Here is a 17,113-nt window from a genome sequence, read left to right on the forward strand (position 1 = left end):
GATTATGGTCGCATGCCGGAAGGAGATACCGTCTGGCTGACGGCACACAAGCTGCACGGCGCGCTCGCTGGCGGTCTGCTGACGCGTACGGATTTCCGGCTGCCGGAGCTGGCCACGACGGATCTCTCTGGCCGTACCGTTATCGAGGTAGTGGCCCGCGGAAAGCACATCCTCCTGCGGACGAGCGACGAGCTGACGCTGCACTCGCATCTGATGATGGACGGCTCTTGGACCGCGTCCCGCAACGGCAAGCGACTCTTCGGCCAGTCTCATCCGGCGCATCATCTGCGAGTCGTGCTCGAGACTGCTGAGGTCACCGCACAGGGGCACCGTGTCCACGACGTACGCATAGTCCCCACGGCGCGAGAATCGGATCTGGTGGGCCATCTGGGGCCGGATCTGCTCGGCCCGGACTGGGATGTCGCCGTCACGACTAGCCGTCTTCTGAGTACGCCTGACCGGATGATCGGGCCAGCCTTGCTCGACCAGCGGAATTTGGCGGGTCTTGGCAACTTGTATAAGTGTGAGCTGCTGTTCCTGCGTGGTGTCTCGCCTTGGGCTCCAGTTAGCTCCGTCGCGGACCTGCCGGCGATGATGGTGCTTGCGCACCGGCTGCTGCGAGCGAACCGCGATACGTGGGCTCAGGTCACCACGGGTGTCAACCGTCCCGGACAGCAGACGTGGGTCTACGAGCGAGGCAGCAAGCCCTGCCGACGCTGCGGCACTCCTATCCGTCGAGCTGACCAACACGAGCCCGGTCACGGCCGTCTTGGCGACCCGCGGGCTCGCTCCACATACTGGTGTCCGCACTGCCAACCGGGACCCGGCCCGTGACCACCCAAGTCTCAGTTTCACGGGTCGCCAGCCACGCAAGAACTCATGCCCAGTCCCGTGACCTGCACCGATGTTGTTACTAATTTGACATCGATCGGGATCGGCAATCTCTACAAATGTGAGGTGCTGTTCCTGCGCGGTGTCTCGCCGTGGACGCCGGTGTCCGCGGTCGACCTGCCGCCGATGGTCGAGCTGGCGCACCGGCTGCTGGCGTCCAACCGCGACCGCTGGGAACAGGTCACCACCGGCGTCAACCGGCCCGGCCAGCAGACCTGGGTCTATGGCCGCGCGGGCAAACCGTGCCGGCGCTGCGGCAGGCCGATCCGGTGTGTCGACCAGCACGAGCCAGGGAAAACCCGCCACGGCGACCCGTACGCTCGATCCACCTACTGGTGTCCCAACTGCCAACCGGAGCCGGCATGAAACTGTCCGCGATCACGCTCGACTGCGCCGACCCGCTCGAGCTGCTCGCCTTCTATCAGCAGGCGACCGGGCTGGAGCCGCATCCGAAGTCCGACGCGGAGTTTGCCGGCGTGACGACCCACGACCGGCTCTTCATCGGTTTCCAGCGCGTCGACGACTACCAGCCGCCGAGCTGGCCGGGACAGTCAGCGCCGCAGCAGCTGCACCTGGATTTCGACGTCGCCGACCTCGACGAGGCCGAGGCGCGGCTGATCGGTCTCGGCGCCGGCAAACCGGACTACCAGCCGCGGCCGGAGCACTATCGCGTGCTGACCGATCCCGCCGGCCATCCGTTCTGCATCATCGCTAACCTGTGAGCCCGGGACGGCGGGCAACCTCCGGACCGTACGGGGCCAGCATGCCGTCCAGCTCACCGAGGCTGTGCGCCATCGCGCGCAGCGCGTCGGTCGCCTCGGAAATGCGGTCGATCATGATCCGGTCGGCATAGCCGTCGGCCGCCACGCACTCGGCCGCCGCGACGACCAGCTGCTCGTACGCCGCGATCCCCTTGCCGATCCGCGCGTGCAGCGCGCCAGCGGCGGCGCGTACGGCCGGAGCGGCGTCCGGCGGCGCGATCAGGGTCGTACGGTGGACGCTCGCATATCGGCGCACGGCGTCTCGCAGCGCGGCCTCGGCCTGCACGGCCTCGTGACCGGGATCGATGGCGCCATGCACGGCACCGCGTACGCGCGTCAGCATCGGCGGCAGCGCGGCGCTGGCGCGCTCGATGCGCCGAAGCAGCTCGGCGCCTGGCGTGCCACGCACCGCACGGCGGTCGTTCCACCGCAGCACCGCGCCGCCGGCGGCCTGCTTCACGACGGCAACCGCCTGATGCTCAGGCGCCGGCGGCAACGGATCCGGCACCGGCATGGCGAGCAGCGCGCGGTGATCGCGTACGCGGAACACCGCGATCGCGGCCGAGCCACCGAAGATGCCGGTCCAGATCGCGTCGACCCACGACAGCCCGCCGAGTGGCACCGCGACGGCGGCGACGCCGGCGGCCATCGAGGCCGTCACGATCCACCGGCGCGCTCGCCGGCCGGCGCGGCGCACGGCACGCAGGTGCCGCTCACGCGGATCGCCGAAACGTGGTCGTACGGTCCCCGGCTCGCGAGGCGCTGGCAGTGTCATCGCTCAACCCGGCTGCGTGTTCTTGTTGAGCGTCGGCTTGCCTTCGCCGATCGCCTGCTGGCTGCCGCCGGACTTGAGCTCGCCGGCCATGCTGGCCCGCAGCTCGGCGAGCCGGTTCTGGCCGGCCATGTCCAGGGTGGCCTTCTGCACGTCGATCATCTGGCCCTCGACCGAGTTCTGCGCGAGCTCGGCGCTGCCGAGCGCGTTGGCATAGCGGCGCTCGATCTTGTCGCGTACCTCTTCCAGCGACGGCACGTTGCCGGGCGCGGCCAGGTTGGACATCTGCTGCAGCGACGCCGACACCTGCTCCTGCATCTTGGCCTGCTCCAGCTGCGACAGCAGCTTGGTCCGCTCGGCCAGCTTGGTCTGCAGGATCATCGCGTTGTTCTCGACCGCTTTCTTGGCCTGCTCGGCCGCCGCGATGGCCTGGTCGTGCAGCTTCTTGAGGTCTTCGACGGACTGCTCGGAGGCGACCAGCTGGGTGGCGAAGACCTGCGCGCTCTGCTCGTACTTGGATGCCTGCGACTGGTCGCCGCGGGACTGCGCCTGGTCGTGCAGGATCAGCGCCTGCCGGGCCGAGGCCTGCAGCTTCTCCACCTCGCCGAGCTGGCGGGACAGCTTCATCTCCAGCTGGCGCTGGTTGCCGATGACGTTGGCGGCCTGCTGGGTCAGCGCCTGGTGCTGGCGCTGCGCCTCCTCGATGGCCTGCTGGATCTGGATTTTCGGGTCGGCGTGCTCGTCGATCTTGGCGCCGAACGCCGCCATCAAGTACTTGTAGCCCTTAACGAACGGGTTTGGCATATCGGTGCGGTCCTTCCCCGAATCCGGCGCAGCTCAACACAACGTGCGTGTGTGAAGTCTAAATCTACTGCGCTCGGGGCGACCGCGTACGGCTAGCCTGTTACGCCGCGACGACGACGCGGTTGGAGCAGGACACGTCGTCCGGGCGCGGCGGTGCGGTGATCCGCGCGGTGGCGACCCGGTCGGCCGGCGCGACCTCGGTGTGGCCGGCCACCTGGCCGTCCTCCACCGCGTCCGGCACGGTGTCCGGAACGCCGTCCGGGATGTTCTCGACCACGGCCATGGTGTCGCTCACGTCGCGCAGCACGTACGACAGCGGCACGCCGAGTGCCTCGCAGATCGAGCTGAGCAGCTCGCTGGAGGCCTCCTTCTGTCCGCGCTCGACCTCGGACAGGTAACCCAGGCTGACCCGCGCCGCGTCGGAAACCTCGCGCAGGGTGCGCTGCTGAGCAAGGCGCTGAGCCCGCAGCGTGTCGCCGAGGAGCTGTCGCAGCAGGACCATCGCGCACCCCTTTCGTCAGGTTCCGCCGGCTCGATCGAACCGGGCTGACTCAACCGTACCTTGCTCTTGGGTCCGAAGAGCAGTCGTAAAGACCGATGTCCGCCTACGGCGTAACCGATCTCAACACGTGGATGTTTCCGGCGGAGATCGTCTCTCCCACCACCTGAGCAACAGCGCCAGTGCGCGCTGGACCGCCTCCGCGCGTACGGCGGCGCGGTCTCCGCGCAGGTCGAGACGCTCGGCGACCGGCCGCAGACCAGGGCCGACGAGCCCCAGCCACACCTCGCCAGCAGGGTGTCCGTCGTTGGGGCCCGGGCCGGCGACACCGGTCGTGGCCAGTCCCCAGTCGGCCGCGCACCGGCGTGCCGCGCCGGCCGCCAGCTCGCGCGCCACGTCCGGATCCACCGGTCCGCGCTCGGCCAACAGATCCTCCGGTACGCCGGCCAGCGTCGCCTTGAGATCTGTGGCGTAAACCACCAAACCGCCCCGAAAAGTCGCGCTGACGCCGGGGACCGTGACGATCGTCGCTGCCAGCAGTCCACCGGTCAGCGACTCCGCGACGGCGAGTGTCTGACCACTTGCGGACAGTCGTTCGTGCACCTCACGCGCGAGGTCGCTCATGCGAGGACTTTGGCGATGATCTCGGCGGCGCGCAACGCGTCGGCGAAGCGCAGGTAAAGCGGCGCGAAGCCAAAGCGCAGCACGTCCGGCGGCCGGTAGTCGCCGACCACCTGGGCCGCGATCAGCGCGTTCATCACCGCCTCGGCGCCGTCGCAGGCCAGCGCCACCTGGCTGCCGCGCGTCTGCGGCGTGAGTACGGTCACCCGGTCGGCCGGCACCAGCGCGCGTACGCAGTCGATGAAAAACGTCGTCAGGGCAAGGCTCTTGGCGCGTACGGCCGCCAGGTCGACGCCGTCCCAGACATCCAGAGCCGCGTCGAGCGAGAGCAGCGAAATGATCTCCGGCGTGCCGGTGCGCAGGCGTGTCGCGCCGGTCGCGGGCCGATAGCCGGCCTCCATGCCAAACGGGTCGCCGTGCGAGCACCAGCCGGGCAGCGGCTGCTCGACACGCGGCAGCAGGTCGGCGCGGACATAGCAGTACGCCGGCGCACCGGGACCGCCGTTGAGGTATTTGTACGTGCAGCCGACCGCGAAGTCGACGCCGTGAGCGTCCAGCGCCAGCGGCAACGCGCCGGCGCTGTGTGACAGGTCCCAGACGGCGTACGCGCCGGCGTCGTGGATCGCCGCGGTCAGCGCCGGCATGTCCCACAGCTCCCCGGACCGGAAGTCCACGTGGTTGAGCAGCACGGCGGCCGTCCGGTCGGACAGCGTCAGCTCGCGCGGATGCGCGGCGACGAGCGTACAACCGGTCATCCTGGCCGCCGACTCGGCGATGTAGCCGTCGGTCGGAAACGTCGTGGCGTCGACGACGATCTCGTCTCGGCCGGACAGCCGCTGCGCCATCACCAGGGCGCGGAAGACGTTGACCGAGGTGGAGTCGCCGACGACGACCTGGCCGGGCGCCGCGCCGATCAGAGCGGCGATCCGGTCGCCGATCCGCTCCGGCGCGTCCCACCAGCCGGCGCCGAACCACGATCCGATCAGGCCCTCACCCCACTGGTGGCGTACGACATCGGCCACCCGGTCCGGCACGCCGGCCGGCAGGGCGCCGAGCGAGTTGCCGTCGAGGTAGACGACACCGTCCGGCAACGTGAACCGGTCGCGGAGGTGCGCGAGCTGGTCGGCGGCGTCGGCCGCGGCCGCCCGCGCGGCAAGGTCAGCGCTCACGGCTGGTCCGCCAACGCGCGCTTCTCCCGAGCCAGGCCGTCCTTTCGTACGCGCAACGCCTGGAAGACGTAATCGACACCGGTCACCACCGTCACGACCACCGCGGCGGCCATCATCCACGGCCCGAGCAGGTGCAGCGGGAACGGCCACGGCCAGACCAGCCAGGCGATCGCGGTGACCTGCAGGATCGTCTTCACCTTGCCACCGCGGCTGGCCGGGATCACGCCGTGCCGGATCACCCAGAACCGCAGCACGGTGACGCCGATCTCGCGGATCAGGATCAGCGCGGTGACCCACCACCACAGCATGCCGAACCACGACATCAGGACGAGCGCCGTACCGACCAGCGCCTTGTCGGCGATCGGGTCGGCGACCTTGCCGAAGGTGGTGACCAGGTTCCACGCGCGCGCGATGCGGCCGTCGAAGAAGTCGGTGAAGCTGGCGATGCAGAACGCGGCGCAGGCGGCGATCCGCCACCAGACACCGGTGCCGGAGGAGAAGATCAGGAACACACCGAAGACCGGTACGAGCAGCAGTCGCAGGCTGGTCAGCACGTTGGGCAGGTTGACCAGTGGCGGCTCGGCCGGTGTCGATGTCACGTCGCTGCCTTCTCGATGAAGTCGGCGGTGAGGTCGACGCCGAGGCTGCCGGTGACCTTGGCGCGTACCAGGTCACCGACGGCGAGCCGCGGTCCGCGCACGGTCACCTCGCCGTCCACCTCCGGCGCCTGGTGCTCGCCGCGGCCGGCGGCCAGCCACTCGCCGTCGATCTCGTCGACGGACTCGACCAGCACCTCGACCACGGATCCGATCCGTTCCTCCGCGCGCTGCGCGGACAGCTCCTCGACCAGCCGGCTGAGCCGCTCTTGGCGGCGCTCGATGGTGTCGGACCTGACCTTCGGCCGCAGGTTGGCGCCTTCGGTGCCCTCCTCGTCCGAGTACGCGAACACACCGACCGCGTCCAGCCTGGCTTCCTCGAGAAACCTCACCAGCTCATTGAAGTCCTCGCGGGACTCTCCGGGGAAGCCGACGATGACGTTCGTACGCGCGCCAACGTCCGGCGCCATCGCGCGCGCGGTGGCCAGCAGCTCCAGAAAGCGTTCGCGCGAGCCAAACCGGCGCATCCGGCGCAGCAGCGGCTCGCTCGCGTGTTGGAAGGAAAGGTCGAGATAGCCGGCGACCTTCGGCGTGTTGCAGATGACCTCGACCAGCTCCGGCCGCAGCTCGGCGGGTTGCAGATAGCTGGCGCGTACCCGCACGATGCCGTCGATCGCGGCCAGCTCCGGCAGCAGCTTGGCCAGCAGACCGGGGTCGCCGAGATCCTTGCCGTACGAGGTGGAGTTTTCGCTGACCAGGACCAGCTCGCGTACGCCTTGTCCGGCCAGCCACCGCGCCTCGGCGATGATGTCGGTCGGGCGGCGGGAAGTGAATGCGCCGCGGAAGGACGGGATCGCGCAGAAGGCACATCGCCGGTCGCAGCCGGAGGCGATCTTCAGCGGCGCGACCGGTCCGCCTTCCAGGCGTTTGCGCAGCACGCGCGGACCGGACTTCGGCGCGATGCCGTCGGGCAAATCCTGGCTGTGCCCCGGCACGTACGCCGTCGCCGCGGCGCGCTCCACCGGCGTGATCGGCAGCAGCTTGCGCCGGTCGGAGGGCTGGTGGGACTCGATGGTCTCACCGTTGAGGATCGCGGTCAGCCGGTCGGCGATGTCCGGATAATGGTCGAACCCGAGCACCGCGTCGGTCTCCGGCATCGCCTCGGCGAGCTGCTTGCCATAGCGCTCCGCCATGCACCCGGTCGCCACCACCTTGGCACCACTGTCGGTCGCCGCCAACAACGTGTCGACCGAGTCCTTCTTCGCCTGCTCGATGAACCCGCAGGTGTTGACCAGCACCACGTCGGCGTCGTCGGAGTCGTCGGTCAGCTGCCAGCCACTGGCCGCCAACCGTCCAGCCAACTCCTCCGAGTCGACCTCATTGCGCGCACAGCCAAGCGTCACGACCGCGACGCGGCCAGCTGAGTTTTCCTGAACGATTGGTCGGGGAGGCACGTAGCCAGGGTACGTGGCGGTAGCTGAGAGCGCGGAAGGCTGCTGGTTCTGGAGGTCCTGATGAACCGTCCTGAGTTCGGTGGAGGCTCCATAGTTGTGCGCTAGGCGACCAGACGGGGTGGCTGGGTCTGCTGATTGTTGCGTTTAGGGGTGGTTGCGTCTCTTGTTTGTGGCGTTCGGTGAGTGGTTGGCCTTCATGTTTGTTGCGCTGGGTGGGTGGTGGGTTTTCGCCTGCGCGGCGGGCGCGCCTACGCGGCGAGCGACCTCAAGGGAGGGGGCGCGGGAACGCCAATCGGTGTGCCTAGGGGTGCGGGCGGCGGTTTCGTGCGGGGTCGGGTCTTCCGGGCTTGCTCGGTCACGTGTGGGAAGCACCCCGTCGGCATGGACGCCATCACAGCGTCCGGGTGGTGCTGGTGTGGCTACTGTGGCTGGCAATGCGGGTGAGGCGGATCGGCTGCGTAATACTTGTTAACAAGACATCAAAATAGACATTTGGTGCAGCCCAGCAGCCACAACAGCATTACTAGCCTCAGTAGTCACACCCGTCACAGCCTCCGATGATCGCGGTGGCGTGAAAGCCTTGTTTCTTGCGTCCAACGCAAGTAACTCGACATTCATGCCACCCGCGAACCTCGCAAGCCGGACATTTAGTGCTCCACAGCCCTTCGTATCCCACATACTGGACCCTCACGCCACCCCCTGACGCAACAATCAAGAACCCCAACCACTCGCCCAACGCGACAATCAGAAAACCCACCACACAGCCCCGACCCAAGAGGTGAGCCAACTCATCACCCTCCGCACACACGCAGGGGTAGCGTGGACAGCTGTGTCAACGGAGATCGCGGTACGGCGTGCGCGCACCGCTGACGTGCCGCGGATTTCCGCACTCGTCGAGTTTTACTCGGACAAGCGGATCTTGCTGGAGAAGGCCATTGTGACCCTGTACGAGGACGTGCAGGAGTTCTGGGTCGCGGAGGCGGCGGGCAATGTCGTTGGATGCGGCGCGCTGCACGTACTGTGGCAGGACCTTGGCGAGATTCGGACGCTGGCGGTCGATGAGTCGATGCGGGGCCAGCGGATTGGCGACCTGATCATGGAGCGGCTGCTGCGGACGGCTCGCGAGTTGGGGTTGCGGCGGCTGTTCGTGCTCACGTTCGAGACGGCGTTCTTTCGGCGGCACGGGTTCGAGGAGATCTCCGGCACCCCGGTCGAGGCCGAGGTTTACCAACAAATGCGCCGTTCGTATGACGAAGGCGTGGCCGAGTTCCTCGACCTGGAGTACGTCAAACCCAATACGCTCGGAAACACCCGGATGTTGCGGCATCTCTAGCTACACGTCCGTAATCGCCCGGTGACGGCACGAAGCGGTGTGGCACCCCCTGGTTTTCCACCCCGCTCGTACCGGACAATCTTGGTCAACAGGCCGGCGGACGACACCAGACCAGGGGTAGGAGGTGTGGATGAGCATCCCGTACTCGACGGACCCGGTGCTGAACGAGTTGTTCGAGATCCGCTCGGCAATCTCCGACCTGAACAGCCAGCTGGCTCGCGAGCATGAGCGTGCGTCCTTCCGCGAGGAGCTGATCGACCGGCTGCACGGCGAGAACCAGTCGTTGCGGCGCAGCGAGATAGACACCACCCTGGAGCCGGTACGCAGCGGGCTCTACCGGCTGTACGACCTGTCCAGCCGGGAGGCGGCGCGGTGGCAGCTCGCCAGCGCCGAGCCGCAGAACGCCGCCGGCCGGGCCGACGACCAGCAGCCGCAGTCGGCCGAGGACGGCGCGCTGTTCGCCGTGTTCGCCGAACAGGTCGGCGCGCTGTTCACCGCCTTCGCCGAGGAAGTGCTGGAGGTGCTCGGCCGGATCGGGGTGGAGGCGTTCGAGGTGAAGGCCGGCGAGCTGTACGACGCCAGCATGCACCGGCCGGTGGAGACCATCCGGGTCGACCATCCCAGCTGGGACGGCGCGGTCGTGCAGATGGTCTCGGCCGGTTTCGTACGCGGTGAGCAGGTTCTGCGGCGCGCCGACGTCGTGGTAGGACAACACGGCGCCACGACGTAGGCGACGGGGAAGGATCAGGGTGGGGGCGAAGGAGAGGGATCCACACCGTGGTTGTTTACGGAGTTGACCTGGGTACGACGTACTCCAGCCTGGGCTATCTCGACGTGACCGGCCGGCCGGCGGTGATCCAGACCGCCGACGGCACCGACGCGATCCCGTCGGTGGTGTACTTCGCGTCGGCGAACGAGGTGGTCGTCGGCGAGGAGGCCAAGGACACCGCGGTCCTGCAGCCGGATCTGGTCGTCGACCTGATCAAGCGCGAGCTCGGCAGCAGCCACACGGTGGCGATGCACGGCGACGTGTTCACGCCGGAGGAGGTGTCCGCACTCATCCTGCGCCGGCTGATCAACGACGCGCAGGCATACACGCGCAACAGCGGCTCCTTCGACGAGTCCGACGACGGCGCCACGCCGGCGGTGATCGCGGTGCCGGCGTCCTTCGGCACGCAACAACGCGAGGCGACCCGGATCTCCGGCGAGGCGGCCGGCCTGTCGGTGATCGACGTGATCTCCGAGCCGATCGCCGCCGCGATCAGCTACGGCGTGCTCGATCTGGACCCCGGTGCCGAACGCGAGCAGACGATCCTGATCTACGACCTCGGTGGTGGCACCTTCGACATCACCGTCATCGCCGTACGCGGCCAGCAGGTCGAGGAGATCTGCACCGGCGGCGACCCCGAGCTCGGCGGCGTCGACTGGGACGACCGGCTGGCCGAACAGCTCGTCGAGGAGTTCTTCTCGCAGCATCCCGACTCCTCGCATCCGTTCGACGACCCCGGCACGCTGCACGACATCCGGCACCAGGTCGAGGACGCGAAGATCCGGCTGTCGTCAGAGGAAAGCCAGACCGTACGCATCGTCCACGAAGGCCGCGTCGCGACCGTCGAGCTGACCCGCGCCGAGTTCGAGTCGCGGACCAAGGACCTGCTCGACCGTACGATCGAGATCACCCGCAACGCACTGGCCGTCGCCGCGCAACGCGGTGTGCCGCAGGTCGACGAGATCATCCTGGTCGGCGGCTCGTCGCGAATGCCGGCGGTCACCGCGCGGCTGGTCGCAGAGTTTGGCCTGCAACCCCGCCTGCACGAGCCCGAACTGGCGGTCGCCAAAGGCGCCGCGCGCTATGGCTTCGACCAGATCTATCACCGGATGATCGCCGCCGGCCGCGTCGAGGACGCGCAACGCCTCGCCGCGCGTACCGGCCTGTCCGCCGACCAGGAACAACGGCTGGCCAACCAGACCCTGCGACCGGTGGTCCCCCGCAGCATCGGCATCATGTGCAGCGACGGCGAATACGACTCGGTCGTCCACCTGCTGCACGGCAACGACCCACTGCCGGCCGGCGCCACCGCGACACTGTTCACCGGCGACGCCGGCCAGTCCAGCCTCACCGTACAGATCGTCGAACAGTCCGGCCCCACCGAATCCCCCGACCCGTCCGCCAACCGAATGGTCGCCCTCGGCAGCGTCAAACTCGCCGAAGACCAGCCGGCCGGTACGCCGGTCGAATTGACGCTGACGATGAGCTCCGGTGGACTGCTGCATGCCTACTTCAACCCGGAGCAGCCGTCGCGGCCGCATAATTTCGTTATGCGGGTGGGAAATATCAGTGATGCGGATATTCCGGCGGTGCGGGAGAGGTTGTCGCAGATAAAGGTGCGGTAGGGGCGGTGGGGAGGTTGTTGGGCTTTCTGTTTGTTGCGGGTAAGGAGGGTGGTTGCGTCCTCATGTTTGTTGCGTTTGAGGGGTAGTTGCGTTTTCTGGTTGTTGCGTTGGGTGGGGTGGGGGCGGGTCTCCTGTTTGTCGCGTTGGGGAGGTGGTTGGGGTTTCTGCTTTGTTGCGGTGGGAACGTGGTTGGGCCTTCATGTTTGTTGCGTTGGGTGGGTGGTTGGGTTTTTCGCCTGCGCGGCGGGCGCTCCTGCGCGGAGGGCGACCTCAAGGGAGGGGGCGCGTGGATGCCAATCGGTGTGCATTGAGGGTGCGGGTGGCGGTTTCGTGCGGGGCTGGGTTCTCCGGGCGTGCTCGGTCACGTGTGGGAAGCAACCCGTCGGGATGGACGCCAAACGATCGTGCTGGGGTGGCCGGCTGCGTAATACTTGTTTAACAAGACATCAAAACGGACATCTGTTGCCGTCGAACGGTCACAACAGCATTATCAGCCTCAGTAGTCACACCCGTCACAGCCTCCAGTGATCGCGGCAGCATGAAAGCCTTGTTTCTTGCGTCCAACGCAAGTAACTCGACATTCATGCCATCCGCGACCCTCACAAGCCGGACATTTAGCGCTCCATATACCTTCTCGTCCCACATACTGGACCCTCGCGCCACTCACCGAGACGCCACGGCACCGCCGGCGCCCCAGCCACAAACACAACCGCACACGCCGCACCCAACAGAACCAACGACGGGACCCCGCGCGCCCCTCCCCGTGAAGTCGCCCTCCGCGCAGCAGCGCCCGCCGCGCAGGCGAAAAACCAACCGCCCCCAAAACACAACAAGAATGAAGGCGCCACCACACCCAAAACGCAACAATCAAGAAACGCAACCACCCTTTGAGAGCCGAGCAACTCAGCGGCCCAGGACGGGGGCGTCCTCCTCCTCGGCCTCGTCCGGCAGCAGGCTCATCACGTAGTCGACCAGCGTGATCAGCACCGCCTTGCTCGACTCGCGATGTCTTGCGTCGCAAAGCAAAACCGGGACGTCGGGGTCGAGGTCGAGGGCGATCCGGATGTCCTCAGGGGGGTAACGGCGAGCACCGTCGAAGCAGTTTACCGCGACGATGAACGGAGTTTTGCGGCGCTCGAAGAAATCTACCGCGGAGAAGCAGTCGGCCAGCCGGCGTGTGTCGGCGAGGACGATGGCGCCGAGGGCGCCGTAGACGAGCTCGTCCCACATGAACCAGAAGCGATCCTGGCCGGGAGTACCGAAAAGGTAGACCAACAATCCGGAATCTACCGTGATACGGCCAAAGTCCATCGCCACGGTGGTGGTCGTCTTCGATTCCACACCGGCCATGTTGTCCACGCCGAGGCTCTGGTCGGTGATGACCTCCTCGGTCCGCAGCGGCTCGATCTCGCTGACCGAGCTGACCATCGTGGTCTTACCGACCCCGAAACCGCCGGCGATCAGGATCTTGATTGCGGTCGGCAGTTCCTCAGTGCCCTCGTGGCTGGGCTCGGGATCAGAGGGCACGTATTCCATTGATCACCGCCTTGAGGACCCGCTTGTTGGACTGCCGCGCGCGTGTCATCGGTGCGCGTACGGCGATCGCGTCGCGTTGCAGAAGATCGTCGAGGAGAACTTTTACCACTCCCGCTGGCAAATCCATATGGGCCGCGATCTCGGCCACGGACAGGGGTTGACGGCACAGCAGCAGGATTTTGACGTGCTCGGGTTCCAGACCCGGCGCCTTGTCCGCCGGCTGCATGGCAATCACGACCGAGATGAGGTCGAACTTGGCCGCGGCCGGACGGGTCCGGCCCTTGGTCACCGCGTACGGACGAACCAGCGGACCAGCCGATTCGTCGTACCACACGCCGTCCGTCGGGTCCATGTTACGGCTCGCGACCTGGCGACCGGCCGGGCGCACCCGGGAATCCGCCGCCGGTTATGCCCGGACCGAGCCGGCCGGGCGAGGACGGTACGCCGCCGGGAGCCCGTGGCACGCCTCCGGGTGGTTGGCCGACCGGACCGCGCGCGGCCGCCGCGCCGGCCGGCTGGTTACGCGGGGTCGTGGACAGGCTCTGGCCGACCCGGCGGACGAGCAGGTTCATCTCGAAGGCGATCTGTCCGATGTCGGCGTCGGCCGCCGCGATGATCGCCAGCGACGAGCCGCTGCCGGCCGCGGTGACGAACAGGAAGGCCGACTCCATCTCGATGATCGTCTGCCGCACCGGTCCGCCGCCGAAGTGCCGGCTCGCTCCCCTGGCCAGGCTCTGCAGGCCCGACGCGACCGCCGCCAGGTGCTCGGCAGCGGCCTGGTCCAGGCCCTGCGAGCCGCCCACCAGCAGACCGTCGGCCGACAGCACAGCGGCGTCCCGTACACCGGGTACGCGCTCCACCAGGTCGTCCAGCAGCCAGTTCAGCTGGCCTAGCGCATTGGCCTTTTGCGTCATCCGTCAGCTCCTCGGTCCCCGTTGGGGGGATATCCACCGGAATAATCTTGGCTCGCATCATCTCGCGGCGGCGGCGAGTATCCCAGAGGCGATTGCGCCGACCAGTCGGCGGGAGCCGACCGGCCACGCCACGACCCCTGCTGATATGCCGCCATCAGCCGGCGTGCGTCGTCCGGCGTACGGTGCTCGACCGCGGGACCGTCCGGCTCCTGCGGTGGCGGCACGACCTCGGCTAGCTGCGGAGACAGGCTGGCCTGCCGGATCCGGCGGGGCAGTCCGCGGTGGTCGCCGAGCTGCGGACCGCGCTGGTCGGTACGCGAGGTCGGACCGGGCGTGGCGAGCGGCGGCAGCGGCGGAACTGACCGCATCGGGCCAGTGGCCAGCGGCCCCGGACCGGCCACCGGCCGCGCGCCGGGCTGCACCGGCTGCGGACCGGTCGGCTGCGGGCCGGCACCGGGCGGCGTACGCGGCGCCGAGGTGATCGGCTGGTTCGGATCGGGTCGCGGATAGTCCGGGGTGCCCAGCTGTACGCCGGCCGGCATGCCAGGCGGGCGCGTCGGCGGAGCGCTGGCCGGCACACCGCTGGCCGGCGCCGGCGGCGGCTGGCTCTCCGGGTTGCGCTGCGGCAACTGCTGTGTTGGCGGCTGCTGCGGTGCCTGCGGAGACTGAGGTGGTGCCTGCGGCGCCGGCGGTGGCTGAGGCGGCGCCTGCGGCGTCAACAACCGTGGCTGAGCCGGCGGCACTGGCGCCAACGGCGGCGCGGCGTGCGGCGGCGCCGGCGGCGCGCTGTACGGCGGGCTCGGCGGCGCGGAGCTCGGCGGGGCTGACGACGGCACCGCGCTCAGCGGCGGACCCGACGGCGGCGGCATCCGATGCGCGCCACCGGAGCGGCGCTCCGGCAGATCGTCGCCGGCCGGGTCGTCGGCGCGTACGAACGGGATGAACTCGGCCCGCTCGGCGGACGGAGCACGTGGCGGCTCCGGCATCGGCGGCGGGTATGACGGCTCCGGCGCGGGCGGCGGAGGCGGTGGATAGTCGGCGGCCGGCGGTGTGCTCGCCTGCTCGGCCTCCGCGGCCGACGCGTACGCGTCCTCGTACTCGCTGGCCTCGTCGCGCGCGCCAAGCGTGTCGGCGATGACGCCACCGGTGATCCGGTCGTCGCCACGCTCGTACTCCTCCGGCCGCGTCTCGAAGCTCTCGTCGATCGTGCCGCCGGTGATCCGGTCGTCGCCGCGGTCGTAGTCCTCCGAGCCGCGCGGCTCGAAGCCTTCCGAAACAGAGCTGACCGACGGCGGCGGTGGCGGCTCGAGGCTCGGACCGCCGGTCGTCGAACCCGGCTCCTTCCGGTAGCCATTGACGCCGCCGCTCTCCAGCTCACCTCGGCCACCGGTGGCGGCGCCGACCAGCGCCTTCGGCTCGGCCGGCGGCAGCTTTTCCGCGCCGGTGGAGACCAGGTTGGACGGGATCAACACGATCGCGCAGGTGCCACCGTACGGCGAGGACCGCAGCGAGACGTGCACGTTGTGGCGGGCGGCCAGCCGCGCGACCACGAACATGCCGAGCCGCGAGTTGTCCGAGATCGCCAACACGTTGAACTCTGGCGGGTTGGAGAAGTAGCGGTTGGCCGCGGCCATCTCGTCGGGCTGCATGCCCAGGCCGCGGTCCTCGATCTCCACCACGAAGCCCTTCGGCACCAGTTGGCCGGTGACCTGCACCTGCGTGTGTGGCGGCGAAAACGACACCGCGTTGTCGATCAGCTCGGACAGCAGGTGCGTCACGTCGCTGACCGCGGAGCCGTTGAGCGCGCCTTCGCCGATCGGCAGCACGCGTACGCGCGAATAGCCACCGACCTCGGCGGCGGCGCTGCGGATCACGTCGACCAGCGGCACCGGCTGCCGCCACTGCCGGCCCGGCGCGCCGCCACCGAGAATGATCAGGTTTTCCGCGTTGCGGCGCATCCGGGTCGCCAGGTTGTCGATCTTGAACAGGTCGTCCAGGTCGGCCGGGTCGGTGGCCTTGCGCTCCATCGCGTCCAGCTGCGAGAGCTGCTGGTGAACCAGGCCCTGCGTACGCCGGGCGATGTTGACGAAGACGGTGTTGACGCCGGCACGCAGGTTGGCCTGCTCGACCGCGACGCGTACGGCCGTGTGCCGCACCGCGTTGAACGAGTCACCGACCTGGCCGATCTCGTCGGAGCCGTATTCCAGCGCGGGCGCCTCGATGTCGGCGTCGACCTTCTCACCGGCCCGCAGCCGCTCGACCACCGCCGGCAGCTGCTTGGTGGCCATGTCCTGAGCCGAGCCGCCGAGGCGCCGCAGCTGCCGGATGAGCCGGCGCGAGACGCGTACCGAGAAGACGATCGAGACGATGATCGCGATCAAACCGACGACGGCGGCCAGGCCGAGCAGGACGAACGCCTGGATGGTCGCGGCTGCCGTCTGGCTGGCGGCGCGCTGGCTCACCGTGGCCTGCCAGTCGTCCACCGCCTTCATCACCGCGCTGATCTGCGCCTGCCAGCCGCCGGCGGTGACGACGGTGATCTCCTGGTTGGGCCGGGAGCCGGTGAGGATCCGGTTCTCGGTCACCGACAGCTCACCCCACTGCGAGATGCCGATGACGTCCAGCCAGCTCTTCTGGTCGGCCGGCGACAGCTGCGCCACCGCGGCCTGGTAGAGGATCTGGTGCGCGCCGACGTTCTGCGCGAAGTTGGCGAACTCCGGAGCGTTGAGCGGGTCGCCGTTGAGCGCGCCGGAGATCAGCGCGTCCTCCTGTGACAGCTGCTCACGCGCGCGCAGCAGAGTCACCAGGTTTTTCGCGGTGACGACCGTCTGCGCGTCACCGACCGCGGCGACCTGGTCGAGGATCTTGAACTGGTTGTCGATCAGCTTGCCGTAGTTTTGCATGATGTCGGAGCGCTTGACGATCGCGTCGACGTTCCCACGGAAGGACTCCAGGCTGGGGAAGTCGCCGACCGCGTTGACCGCGGCGTCCTTGATCGCCTGCGGCACCAGGAACCCGCCCTGGCCGTTGGAGGTCTTGGCGTTGAAGTCGCGTACGGCCGCGTCGGTCTTGGCGCGCTGCGCGACGATCTGCGCCTGCCCCGCGGCGCTGCGCCCGGAGCCGGCGAACTGCACCGACAGCCGCCGCTCGGCCTGCAGCTCGGTGATCAGCTGCACCGACGGCGAGCCGTACTCGTCCTGCGCGGTCTGGCCACCGAGATACTGGACCACCTGTCCGCTGGTCAGGACCACCGCGAGGACCCAGAGCGCGACCAGCGAGACCAGCGGCACGATCAGGAGAGCGGTAAGCCTGGAACGGATGGACTGGTGGCGGCGGGCTCGCATCTCACCTCGTGATGGACGGACGGGC

The 17,113-nt window shown here is 68.5% G+C and carries 17 protein-coding genes; 6 read left to right on the plus strand and 11 right to left on the minus strand.

The genetic code is table 11. The features are described from left to right. Window positions 1-12 precede the first annotated feature (12 nt). The 3 genes from GNX95_RS15085 to GNX95_RS15095 all read left to right on the plus strand — a co-directional run bounded on the left by GNX95_RS15085 (window position 13) and on the right by GNX95_RS15095 (window position 1,613). A complete protein-coding gene (locus tag GNX95_RS15085; RefSeq protein ID WP_163507696.1) occupies window positions 13-834 on the plus strand; it encodes an Fpg/Nei family DNA glycosylase in 822 nt (273 codons plus the stop codon). A gap of 84 nt (window positions 835-918) precedes the next feature. Next, complete coding sequence (locus GNX95_RS15090) at window positions 919-1,257, plus strand: hypothetical protein (RefSeq protein ID WP_222853586.1); 339 nt, start codon at window positions 919-921, stop codon at window positions 1,255-1,257. Beyond that, window positions 1,254-1,613, plus strand: coding sequence for a VOC family protein (locus GNX95_RS15095; RefSeq protein ID WP_163507697.1), 360 nt, complete (start codon window positions 1,254-1,256; stop codon window positions 1,611-1,613). The genes GNX95_RS15090 and GNX95_RS15095 overlap by 4 nt, the downstream gene beginning before the upstream one ends. Here the strand turns inward: GNX95_RS15095 and pspM are convergent. The 7 genes from pspM to rimO all read right to left on the minus strand — a co-directional run bounded on the left by pspM (window position 1,603) and on the right by rimO (window position 7,567). Next, entirely contained in the window at window positions 1,603-2,427 is an 825-nt protein-coding gene (gene pspM / locus GNX95_RS15100; protein ID WP_163507698.1) for a phage shock envelope stress response protein PspM, read from the minus strand. The genes GNX95_RS15095 and pspM overlap by 11 nt on opposite strands. Before the next feature lie 3 nt (window positions 2,428-2,430). Further along, window positions 2,431-3,228, minus strand: a complete 798-nt coding sequence (locus tag GNX95_RS15105) for a PspA/IM30 family protein (protein WP_163507699.1) — start codon at window positions 3,226-3,228, stop codon at window positions 2,431-2,433. Window positions 3,229-3,328: 100 nt separating this feature from the next. Then, entirely contained in the window at window positions 3,329-3,730 is a 402-nt protein-coding gene (locus GNX95_RS15110) for a helix-turn-helix domain-containing protein (protein ID WP_163507700.1), read from the minus strand. 120 nt (window positions 3,731-3,850) lie between these two features. Further along, window positions 3,851-4,351, minus strand: coding sequence for a CinA family protein (locus GNX95_RS15115; protein WP_163507701.1), 501 nt, complete (start codon window positions 4,349-4,351; stop codon window positions 3,851-3,853). Beyond that, on the minus strand, window positions 4,348-5,517 hold the full coding sequence (gene kynU / locus GNX95_RS15120) for a kynureninase (RefSeq protein WP_163507702.1): 1,170 nt from the start codon (window positions 5,515-5,517) through the stop codon (window positions 4,348-4,350). The genes GNX95_RS15115 and kynU overlap by 4 nt, the downstream gene beginning before the upstream one ends. Further along, entirely contained in the window at window positions 5,514-6,116 is a 603-nt protein-coding gene (pgsA, locus tag GNX95_RS15125) for a CDP-diacylglycerol--glycerol-3-phosphate 3-phosphatidyltransferase (protein ID WP_163507703.1), read from the minus strand. The genes kynU and pgsA overlap by 4 nt, the downstream gene beginning before the upstream one ends. After that, window positions 6,113-7,567, minus strand: a complete 1,455-nt coding sequence (rimO, locus tag GNX95_RS15130) for a 30S ribosomal protein S12 methylthiotransferase RimO (RefSeq protein WP_222853587.1) — start codon at window positions 7,565-7,567, stop codon at window positions 6,113-6,115. The genes pgsA and rimO overlap by 4 nt, the downstream gene beginning before the upstream one ends. A gap of 829 nt (window positions 7,568-8,396) precedes the next feature. Here rimO and GNX95_RS15135 point away from each other — a divergent pair. The 3 genes from GNX95_RS15135 (at window position 8,397) to GNX95_RS15145 (ending at window position 11,294) form a co-directional block, all read left to right on the plus strand. After that, on the plus strand, window positions 8,397-8,900 hold the full coding sequence (locus GNX95_RS15135) for an amino-acid N-acetyltransferase (protein ID WP_163507704.1): 504 nt from the start codon (window positions 8,397-8,399) through the stop codon (window positions 8,898-8,900). Window positions 8,901-9,030: 130 nt separating this feature from the next. Next, window positions 9,031-9,630 (plus strand): nucleotide exchange factor GrpE, encoded by a 600-nt coding sequence (gene grpE, locus GNX95_RS15140; protein WP_163507705.1) that lies wholly within the window; start codon window positions 9,031-9,033, stop codon window positions 9,628-9,630. Window positions 9,631-9,677: 47 nt separating this feature from the next. Next, window positions 9,678-11,294, plus strand: a complete 1,617-nt coding sequence (locus GNX95_RS15145; protein ID WP_163507706.1) for an Hsp70 family protein — start codon at window positions 9,678-9,680, stop codon at window positions 11,292-11,294. Window positions 11,295-12,197: 903 nt separating this feature from the next. Here GNX95_RS15145 and GNX95_RS15150 read toward each other — a convergent pair. From GNX95_RS15150 to GNX95_RS43820, 4 genes are read right to left on the minus strand one after another with little or no spacing between them, the layout of a single operon-like run. Beyond that, window positions 12,198-12,830, minus strand: a complete 633-nt coding sequence (locus tag GNX95_RS15150; protein WP_163507707.1) for a GTP-binding protein — start codon at window positions 12,828-12,830, stop codon at window positions 12,198-12,200. Further along, window positions 12,811-13,182, minus strand: a complete 372-nt coding sequence (locus tag GNX95_RS15155; protein ID WP_163507708.1) for a DUF742 domain-containing protein — start codon at window positions 13,180-13,182, stop codon at window positions 12,811-12,813. The genes GNX95_RS15150 and GNX95_RS15155 overlap by 20 nt, the downstream gene beginning before the upstream one ends. A gap of 1 nt (window position 13,183) precedes the next feature. Continuing rightward, on the minus strand, window positions 13,184-13,744 hold the full coding sequence (locus GNX95_RS15160) for a roadblock/LC7 domain-containing protein (protein WP_163507709.1): 561 nt from the start codon (window positions 13,742-13,744) through the stop codon (window positions 13,184-13,186). Then, window positions 13,741-17,088, minus strand: a complete 3,348-nt coding sequence (locus GNX95_RS43820) for a sensor histidine kinase (protein WP_163507710.1) — start codon at window positions 17,086-17,088, stop codon at window positions 13,741-13,743. The genes GNX95_RS15160 and GNX95_RS43820 overlap by 4 nt, the downstream gene beginning before the upstream one ends. Window positions 17,089-17,113: the final 25 nt, after the last annotated feature.

Source organism: Fodinicola acaciae, from assembly GCF_010993745.1.
GTDB lineage: Bacteria > Actinomycetota > Actinomycetes > Mycobacteriales > HKI-0501 > Fodinicola > Fodinicola acaciae.